Annotated in this window: 7 protein-coding genes and 2 pseudogenes; 1 reads left to right on the top strand and 8 read right to left on the bottom strand. The window is 39.1% G+C overall.

Annotated elements, in window-relative coordinates; translation table 11 throughout:
- Nucleotides 1-234, top strand: a pseudogene (locus tag BLS58_RS17840) (IS1634 family transposase); the annotation flags it as partial.
- Nucleotides 235-324: 90 nt separating this feature from the next.
- On the opposite strand, the pseudogene BLS58_RS10050 reads toward BLS58_RS17840, so the two are convergent.
- From BLS58_RS10050 to BLS58_RS10015, 8 genes and pseudogenes are all read right to left on the bottom strand, one after another.
- Nucleotides 325-1,278 (bottom strand): annotated as a pseudogene (locus BLS58_RS10050) (sigma 54-interacting transcriptional regulator); the annotation flags it as partial.
- Nucleotides 1,279-1,423: 145 nt separating this feature from the next.
- Nucleotides 1,424-2,839, bottom strand: coding sequence for a sodium:solute symporter family protein (locus BLS58_RS10045; protein WP_090398496.1), 1,416 nt, complete (start codon nt 2,837-2,839; stop codon nt 1,424-1,426).
- Between the two features lie 532 nt (nt 2,840-3,371).
- Complete coding sequence (gene solA / locus BLS58_RS10040) at nt 3,372-4,505, bottom strand: N-methyl-L-tryptophan oxidase (protein WP_090398494.1); 1,134 nt, start codon at nt 4,503-4,505, stop codon at nt 3,372-3,374.
- Between the two features lie 97 nt (nt 4,506-4,602).
- The gene (locus BLS58_RS10035; RefSeq protein WP_245723132.1) at nt 4,603-6,021 is read right to left on the bottom strand and encodes a sodium:solute symporter family protein; all 1,419 of its coding nucleotides are present in this window, start codon (nt 6,019-6,021) and stop codon (nt 4,603-4,605) included.
- A 290-nt stretch (nt 6,022-6,311) separates the two neighbouring features.
- Nucleotides 6,312-7,400: an NAD(P)/FAD-dependent oxidoreductase gene (locus BLS58_RS10030; RefSeq protein ID WP_090398492.1), complete on the bottom strand. Its 1,089-nt coding sequence runs from the start codon at nt 7,398-7,400 to the stop codon at nt 6,312-6,314.
- A complete protein-coding gene (locus BLS58_RS10025; protein ID WP_090398490.1) occupies nt 7,390-7,722 on the bottom strand; it encodes a (2Fe-2S)-binding protein in 333 nt (110 codons plus the stop codon). The genes BLS58_RS10030 and BLS58_RS10025 overlap by 11 nt, the downstream gene beginning before the upstream one ends.
- 12 nt (nt 7,723-7,734) lie before the next feature.
- The gene (locus BLS58_RS10020) at nt 7,735-8,784 is read right to left on the bottom strand and encodes an NAD(P)/FAD-dependent oxidoreductase (protein ID WP_090398488.1); all 1,050 of its coding nucleotides are present in this window, start codon (nt 8,782-8,784) and stop codon (nt 7,735-7,737) included.
- A 10-nt stretch (nt 8,785-8,794) separates the two neighbouring features.
- Nucleotides 8,795-9,079 carry a (2Fe-2S)-binding protein gene (locus BLS58_RS10015; protein WP_090398486.1) on the bottom strand — a complete coding sequence of 95 codons (285 nt, stop codon included), beginning with the start codon at nt 9,077-9,079 and terminating at the stop codon, nt 8,795-8,797.
- Nucleotides 9,080-9,093 lie beyond the last annotated feature (14 nt).

The following is a 9,093-nucleotide window of genomic DNA, read 5'->3' as shown; positions in this document are numbered from 1 at the left end:
CATATCCTAATCAATTGGTTAGCACTCTTATTGATTCGAGTCGCGGAAGTCGAAACCAAACAAACGTGGCGAACCATCCGGAAAACGATGGAGCAGATGCATCTCGGCCATTATTCTTCTAAAAAAGGAGACTTTCAGCAGCGCACAGAACTCACTCATGAACAACGTCAAACCCTACGCACACTAGGGGTTGAGACCCCTCCCAAAGTTTTCGACATTCGGGCTAAAACATAGTTACACGCCACCTATGTCCAAAAATCCTGCAAACCGGCATTCCTATGCCCATCTGCGGGATTTTGTTTGCCTAGCGACTGTTGAACTCGAGCGGAATGTTCCTTCTTCAACCATCTTTTCTAAATTTTTATTCGTAGCGGCAATGATTTGTACATCGATGGCGATTGGTTTTGCGCTTCCCACAGGCGTTACTTGCCCTTCTTGTAGAACTCTTAACAATTTCACTTGCAGATCGGTAGACATTTCACCAATTTCGTCTAATAATAGCACACCTTGATCGGCTTGCTGAAAATAGCCCAGTTTTCCTTTGGTATGCGCTCCAGTAAATGCGCCTTTGGCATAACCGAACAATTCACTTTCCAGCAATTCTGCCGGAATGGCACCGCAGTTAATCGATAAGAAAGGTTGCTGCGCGCGAAGCCCATTTCGGTGAATGGATTGGGCAATTAATTCTTTCCCTACCCCCGATTCCCCCATGATTAAAACGGAGGAGTGAAACTCGCCCAATTTATATACTTTGGTCATGACTTGTTCCATTTCCGAGCTACAATAAATGATTTTCTCTCTTCTTTTTAAAATTTTCAGTTCCTCTTGAAACCGCTTATTCAATGCTTTCGTTTCTTGTAATTCCGATTTTAACTGGGTGGTTTCTGTTATATCTCTAAAAGCAATGACGATACGGTGAATATGCCCTTCTTTATCGAATACAGGGTTCCCGGTCGCCAATATATTTTTACCAGCGTTGCTTTCTTGAATAATTGAAACCTTTTCTTTCTTTTCCAGAACCAAACGTGCAACCGTGGGACTGAAATAATCCTGGTTTTCTATTTCAAAAAGGTTATCTCCTACCTTTAGGACGCTTCCCCATGGGTCTGTGATGAAATGTTCATTGTAACGAAGAACATCTCCTTTGGCGTTTACGACAACGATTTCATCATACATAGAAGCGAGGATGGCATTCAAATCAGCGTTTAAATTTTTCACATATTCAATTTCCATCGCCATTTCTTCGACCATTGGGAGGTCCTGCACGATGATCATGATTCCAGCTGTTTCTCCCCACTGATTGCTATTTGGGCTATAGTCTACTAAAACACCTGCCTAAAAAATACATTTGTCTGCTCAAACAGGCGCGAAATATGGATTGTATAGAACCTGATTAGTGAAAGAAGTTTATTTATAAGCTAACTTACATCGGGTGAGCAGATTCCGACTTACTTTTATTTTTTGTAAAAAAGCTTATTACGAGTATTCCAAGTAAGGAAGTAACTAACCCAAATATAGCATAAGGGATATTAGTTCCAATAATATGGGCAGTTCCTGTACCCAATATACCCATGATTATACTTCCAATAACGCCCTGTTGTGTTAAAAAACGTGTATTTTTTAAGGCAAAACCAAGAAAAATAGGAACCAATAAACCAGAAGCAGAGTATGCATAGGTTGCCACAAGCCAATCTAATGCCCCTGGGAACATTATAGATAAAACAATGCCTAAAATAAGTATGAGGATCGAGAACCTTCTGGATAATTTCAATAAGCTTTTCTCACTTACTGAAGGATTGATATAGGATTTATATATATCTCGGGTGATATTTGCGACAACTGATTGGACTGCACTACTAATGGTAGACATAATGGACGCTATAATAAATGCTGAATATAATGCCAAAAACCAAATTGGGAGTTGTGTCAAAAACCAACCAGCTGCCATTTCTTCGTCTGCTAAATTGGGATTCACAGAGCGGATAGACATTCCCATAATGGATGCCCAAACAACAGAAAGCACGATGACGATAGCTGTAATTCCTAATGACCACCTCGCAGTACTAACGTTTTTAGATGAAAATATTCTCAGATAATACATTTGATTGGTTAACGTGCCAGGCAAAGTAGATAGTGCCCACAAGGCAATAGTGGTCAACCCAGCTGCCCCCAACCCTTCCGGAAAACTTACGATTTCTTGGGGAACATTGTTTGTCATGGTGTCCCACCCACCAGCCAAATTAATAGCAAAAACTACACTTGCTACAGCCATAATTACCATCATGCACCCAAAGATAAAATCGGTCCATGCTACTGATGCTAATCCGGCTGGTAAGATAAAAATTAAACTAATACCTGCAAAAATGACTATAAGCAATGAAGAGGATAGCCCTGTTATCTCAGAAAATAAGCTTCCAAAAGCGACAAGCTGTGTACAAACCCACCCAAATGGAACTATTATAGTCATTATAGTAGCAGTTGTAACTAAGACCTTGTGATTCCCATACAGCTTAATAAAGATTTCAGGTATTGTAGCGAACCTTTGGATTCTAAGCCATTTTGCAAGAATTACTAATAAAAAAAGTCCAATCCCTACAAATGATCCATACATAATTGCAGACCATCCAGCATCGTAACCAATTCCGATTTGAGCTACTAACATCCCACCGCCTTGAGCACTTGCGAACTGTGTACCTACAATGACATACAAAGGTAACGATCTTCCAGCAACCGTCCAATTCTCTTCACCCTTTTTCTTTTTTCCAACATACAAAGATACTGAACCTACAACCGTTAACACTATAAACGTGGTAGCTATAATTGCCACTATTGCGTTCATTTATTTTACCCCCTATTCATCCTCGTAAATTCTTCCAAATGAGTTTTTGTAAATTATTCAACTTAAGAGCTAAAAATCACAGATAAACCCTTATAACGATTGGTTAGCCAATATCCCTGTATAAAATTAAGCGATCTCAGCTTTGTAAAAAAGCGCTTAATGACGCACCTGGATAAAACTGAAAAATATGTTGATCGCTTTTATGAGAAACATTGGCTATTGAATACTTTTCAAAGTGGCACAAATATCACTTAATATTGTTATATTATTCCAATCTAACAATTATGATGTGCTGACTTTATACTCATCAATCAGTTTCCTCCACTACATGATGCTCTCTGTGAACTCCTGAGAGGAAGAAGATTCTCGAAAGATAAACTGTTTCACAAGTGTGGCAATGACGTGTAATATCTTCCATTTTCCGAACCCTTGAATGTTAGGCTCTATGCTACTTTCAACAAGTCTAAAAGGATTCATAGAAAAACTTTGTGTATGACTGACAATGTTCATCACTAAAAGCTTTTTGCAAGAGTCAAGTATACGGGTTAAACCTTCGTGGTGTAAGATGGTGTATATCACTATCTGTTTTACCATCAGTACATATATCCGAAATAATTTTCCCAATTACTGGAGAAAGTTTAAACCCATGTCCTGAAAAACCAGTAGCAATCATAACATTACTCATGTTGGGAAGCTCTCCTACTATGGCATGATTATCCGGTGTATAAGCATCCATATATGCACTTGCACGTACTGGATCAGGATGCAAGCCAGGTAGTAAGGCTTCTACAGACTCGCTGATTTGTTTTAATTCTTCCGGATAAACATCTCTGTATAAATTAAATGGTTCTTCTACGAATTGTGGATCTTTGGTATAAGAAGCTTTTACCATTGATCCGTCAAGGGTAGGGGCACCCGTAAGACGGAAGTTATCACGCATCCTAGCGAATATTGGTAACTTATCAGGCGTAACTTTTGAAATATCTTTAGGTGTAAACCAAGTTAACAACAGTCTTCTTGCAATGACTTGCTCTTTCAAAAAGGGTAAAAGCTTCCATGTCCAAGCACCTGTAGTAACAATAAGTTTTCTAACCTTGTATGAACTATCTTCTGCTATAATATTCACCCCCTTTTCATCTGAAGATATACTGTCTACCTTTGTATATCTTTTTATTTTAGCACCGTTCTCTATAGCTTGTTGAGTTGCTGATACTACAGCCAACTCTGGCCTTATAAATCCTGCATTCTTATCTAGAATAACTAAATCATCATTAAATATATTAAACTGGGGATATATTTTTCTGGCCTGGTCTCCTGTTAGACGTTCATGAGCTAGATCAAAATCATTTATGCTTTTTAAAATTGCACTCATAACTTTAGATTCTGCTTCTCCTATCATTAATCCACCGTTTAAAGTTAAAAGTGAACTTCCACTCTCTTTCTCTAGTTGTTCCCATAAGATCTTAGATTCCTGTAATAACGGGACATATTCAGACCCTTCCATATAAGCTGTTCGAAAAAGACGTGATTCACCTCCTGCAGCTGATCGATCATGCCCAATTCCATATTGCTCAAACCCTAATACAGATATTCCTTTTTTTGAAAGCTGCCAAGCAGCCATACTTCCTACACTACCAACACCAACAATAGCAACATCTGCATCCATAGTTTATCACCCTCCATCATAAATAAATGGTCTCTCAATACTTTGCGCTTTATTCCTCTAATGTGCATTTTAGCTACATGAGAATCTTATAATATGTTTAGCTTGCTTCATCTTTTTTTGCTTTCATTTCAGTTTTGTAAAAAATCATATTGAATACCAAGAAACCTGCTAAAGAACCCAATACACCGAAAACTGCATACGGAATAGTAGTATTTAATATTTGCGCAATAGCTGTACTAGTAATTCCAACAAATATACTTCCTATTACACCTTTAGCAGAAAGAAAATTTGAATGACGCAATGCAAAACCCAAAAAGATAGGAACTAATAAGGTTGCTGCAGAATAGGAATAAGTTGCTTCAAGCCACCCTAAAGCTTGTGGAAACAATAAGGATAAAAGAACTGCAAGAATAACAACTACCACTGATAATATTCTCGATGCATTTTTTAACATTTGATCACCTATATTTGGATTGATATAGGTTTTATAAATATCTCTCGTTATATTTACAACAACTGATTGTATGGCACTACTAACTGTAGACATCAGTGTAGCGATAATAAAAGCAGAAAATATAGCTAAAAACCAAATGGGTATTTGATTTAAAAACCAACCTGTAGCTAATTCAGAATTATCTATCCCAGGATTTTGTGATAATACTGACATCCCCATAATAGATGCCCAAATTCCACAAGTGGCTGCCACGATAGCTGCAATAATAAAACCTTGTCTCGCTGTCTTTACACTTTTTGCGGCATAAATTCGCTGGTAGGACATTTGGTTTGTGAGAGCACCTGGAAGAATTGCAAAGACCCAAAGAACTACAGTCCCCATCCCTATAGCTCCAAGACCTTCAGGAAATGAAACCATATTCTCTGGAACATTTGCTGTTACTTCGGACCATCCTCCAGCTACACTATTAACTGCATAAAATCCAGTAGCTATCATTAAAATGACCATGATACATCCATATAAAAAGTCAGCCCATGCAACAGATTTTAACCCTGCTGGTAAAACAAATAATACACTTATTGTTGCAAAAATTACGATTAAAAGAGTAAATGAAAAACCAGTGATTTCTGAGAATAAGTTTCCAAAAGCTACCATATTAGTACATAACCAGCCAAAAGGAACAACAATAGCCATAAAAGTTACGATGCTCATCATAGTTTTATTTTCACCATACAGTTTTTGAAATATATTTGGAAGCGTAGTAAAGTTATGCTTTTTAAGCCAGCTGGCAAGTAATACGAGGAGCACAACGCCAATGGAGTATAACACATTATAGGTAATTGCTGACCAACCACCTCCATACCCAATCCCTACATGAGCTACTAAGACACCTCCACCCATACCAGTTGCAAACTGAGTGCCTGCTATTACATACATTGGCAGGGATCTTCCTCCCACGCTCCATGTTTCACTATCTGCTCTTCTTGCTACCCAAAATGAAACCGCTATTCCCATACCCAACATTACCATCGAACTTAAAATTATTGCAGTTACAGCATCCAATTTAATTCCCCCTTACATATTATTAGTTTTTGGAATTGACTAAAGCTGGTGCTACAAGGGTATTTTCACCCACCTAATGGGATTTACTCCTGCAGGCGTTTTTAATTTCGTTCGATCTTATACTGGGAATTACGATTGATTTGAATTTTTTTATGTTTTACATATTAGATAAAATATCGCGGTATAGGATAATTCATTAGAACTTTTGGCACTTCTTCAAATTCTGAGAGGAGATTATTTTAGATTTACTCTTCTAAAATAATCTCATAATTTATGAAGTTCTTTTATAATCATGGCTTTATTTTATTAAACCTGCGAATATCATAACCGTCGATATCGATGCTTGCTTCTCCGTCAAAGATCAATTCTGACATCACTTTACCAACTAGCGGTGATAACGTGACACCACTATGCATAGCCGCAATGTATACATTTTTCATGCAAGGCATTGTCCCTAGAATCGGCAAACCATCATAGGGAACAAGTCTCGTTCCTGCAAATGATCGTAAAATATGTGCCTTCTTGAGCTCGGGAACGAAATCAATCCCCATTTTTGCTGTATGCTGAATCACATCCAGCGTTGTTCTGCGATCCAAACCAATATGCTTCTCGCTTGAATTTCCAATTAACACCACTCCATTATCCATTTGTCGCATACCACCAAGTGTATGTGTAATAATTGGCTGCAGTGGCTCTGTGACGAGGATCTGTCCTCTCACTAGGTTTACCGGAACTTGCACATCAAGCATATTTCCTAAATGTTCTGTCCATGGCCCTCCAGCAAAGACAATCTTTTCTCCACTGAATATACCTTTTTCCGTTGTCACGGTTACTTGTTCATCGCTATGATCAATGGCCGTTACTGCATTGTAAAAAGAAACATCAACATCATTTCTTTGGAACGCCCGCACATATTTTTCTACAAGCAAAAAAGGGTTTACGTTTCCGTCAATTGGGCTGTACGTTGATCCTTTAATCTTTGCCGAAAGCTTAGGTTCTTTTTCCAGTGTCTGCGTCCGGTTCAGCACTTGTACGTCCAATCCTGCTTTTGATTGTTCTTTAACAAGGTGTTCGGCTTTCACCCAATCATCCTCGTCAAAGAAGGGAACAATTCCACCTGTTCGCTTATATTCAATATCACCGATTTCCGCTTGCAATGATGGATACAGTTGCGCGCTTAACATACTCAGTTTCCCATATGATCCCGGCGTTTTATTATGGGCAAACACCCATGCTTGTGTAGCACCTGATGTGCCTGTGAGCGGAAAACCTTTATCAATGACCAGAATATTTTGTCGAGGACGCTTCGAGAGATAATAAGCAATACTTGCGCCGATCACCCCAGAGCCGATAATGATGATATCATAATCATTGGTCATCTTCTTCACCTACTTTTGCTGTGGCTTCCTTTAATATCGATTGTATGGTAGATGCTGACGATGAAGTAGCTAACACGTCCATTCTCATCATCCGTAAAGGCATCCTCATTCGCGGAAGGGGGATATCATGGAGCGACACGTTTTTTTCTTGTGCAATCAACCTGCGAACGGGATTCATGCATATCTTCCCCTGACAATAACCCATTCCACAACGAGTAATGCGCTTTACATCATCGAAAGTTTCCGCTCCCATATGAATGGCTGTTTGTATCTCATATGCAGTAATCTCTTCACAACGACACACGATTGTAGACCCTTTCATAATTTCACCTCCCTAAGTATAAGCCTCTGCAATGATATCCTTACGTGAATGAAAGGAAGGCAAAAATGAAGAATCTTCGATATTGATCAGCTCTTCCCACAATGACTCAACCTGCTCTTGGATTTGTTCATTCATTAACTCATGCACTACATTTAAGCTAGCAATTTCAGCTGTTAGAAGAATACCTGACATAGATGTAATTCCAGCGCAATTACCAGCTGCAAAAACATGATTTACACTTGTTTTTAAAGTGTGATCATATTGGGGTAGCCAACCACCCAATTTCTCTGCATAAGTGAATTTGCAATCAAGTATTTCGAAGCTTTCTAATATCGGAGAATATTCACCGCCAATACAAACGACATCGGTTTCGAGTTTCTTCTCGTTTCCAGATGACTGTTGAAAAACAAGTTTCTCAACTTCATCTGTTCCGAGCGCCTCAAGATTGAAAGCTTCAAAGTAAATCGGGATATTTTTTGTTACGATTTCATCAAGCAACTGCTGGTTTCCGCAGCTTATCTCACTCCCCCCATCAACGATAGCAACATCACTCCCCTTATCAAATAAGTCCATAGACAGGGATAGAGCCGGTTCACTCGAACCAAGAATTACTGCCTTCTTTCCTGGGAGAACCCCCTCTCGATGGTGGAGGATCTGTCCAGCACCGACACTAATCACTCCCGGTAATGTCCACCCTGGGAAAATCATCGTTTCTTCTGCTGCACCAGTTGCTATTAAGACCCGTTTAGCACGAATAGGTATAACGGTTTCCTGATTAGCAATGCCGAGCCGACCATCTTTATAAACTCCTGTAAATATATGGTTTAGTAACACTGTACACTGGTCAGATAAATTACCGATGAAATATTCGGATAGATTTTGACCTGTCTGTGCCTTAAATTCGCGAGGCAAATCGTTGATATAGTGAACTTGTTGGCGTAATAAGCCACCCAAAGCATTGGATTCTTCTACAATGACCGTTCGTATTCCATACTGCCCCACTGTATTTGCCGCATGTAACCCAGCAGGGCCACCGCCTATAATTAATAGATCAGTATCCATCTTCTCCTCCTTACGATTGATTCGATTTCACACTCATTCCCTCTTCAACAAGCGTCATACACGAAAGAACATTATTCTGATCGTTCACCGTCAACAAACAACTGTAACATCGCCCCGTTGCACAAAATAGACCTCGAGGTCTTTGGTACTTGCGTGTTGTTCCTAGCTTTTTATAATCATTTTCATATAATGCAGCTGCTACTGTCTGTCCTTCCTTGGCCTCTAACCGAACATCATTGAACGAAAAATTAACCTTCTCTTTGTACGCAGACAATACAGGACACCTCCATAACATTTCTAATAATGAAT

It is taken from the genome of Natribacillus halophilus, from assembly GCF_900100185.1.
Classification (GTDB): Bacteria; Bacillota; Bacilli; order Bacillales; family Marinococcaceae; genus Natribacillus; species Natribacillus halophilus.
The sequence above is the reverse complement of the archived record's forward strand: the minus strand, read 5'-3'. Positions and strand labels throughout refer to the sequence as shown.

Coding starts and splice junctions, on each gene's coding strand:
- BLS58_RS10045 (WP_090398496.1), bottom strand. CDS start 2,839: ATGAACGCAATAGTGGCAATTATAGCTACCACGTTTATAGTGTTAACG.
- solA (WP_090398494.1), bottom strand. CDS start 4,505: ATGGATGCAGATGTTGCTATTGTTGGTGTTGGTAGTGTAGGAAGTATG.
- BLS58_RS10030 (WP_090398492.1), bottom strand. CDS start 7,400: ATGACCAATGATTATGATATCATCATTATCGGCTCTGGGGTGATCGGC.
- BLS58_RS10025 (WP_090398490.1), bottom strand. CDS start 7,722: ATGAAAGGGTCTACAATCGTGTGTCGTTGTGAAGAGATTACTGCATAT.
- BLS58_RS10020 (WP_090398488.1), bottom strand. CDS start 8,784: ATGGATACTGATCTATTAATTATAGGCGGTGGCCCTGCTGGGTTACAT.
- BLS58_RS10015 (WP_090398486.1), bottom strand. CDS start 9,079: ATGTTATGGAGGTGTCCTGTATTGTCTGCGTACAAAGAGAAGGTTAAT.